This window comes from Sedimentibacter sp. B4 (assembly GCF_000309315.1).
GTDB classification, from domain to species: Bacteria; Bacillota; Clostridia; order Tissierellales; family Sedimentibacteraceae; genus Sedimentibacter; species Sedimentibacter saalensis.
The window spans coordinates 1-241 of the sequence record NZ_CANG01000437.1; the positions used below are offsets into that span (position 1 = coordinate 1).

Here is a 241-nt window from a genome sequence, read left to right on the forward strand (position 1 = left end):
TGTCATCGTCCTCGCACTGCTCGCGGTGGCGATCTTCACTGCCGCACGCCCCACCCTCGGCGCCCAGACCTCCCTGCGCTACAGCGGACGCCGCCACCACGGCAACGCCGCGCTGATCGGAGCAGGGATCGGCTGCTACGACGGGCTACTGGGGCCCGGCACCGGTGCCTTCCTGGTGATCGCGCTGGTGAGCGTCCTGGGCTACAGCTTCCTGCAGGCCTCCGCCAAGGCGAAGATCGTG

1 protein-coding gene is annotated in these 241 nt (G+C 69.7%); it reads left to right on the top strand.

What is annotated here, in order from left to right; translation table 11 throughout:
* On the top strand, positions 1-241 hold a 241-nt coding region (locus tag BN358_RS23620), incomplete at both ends, for a TSUP family transporter (protein WP_157593433.1).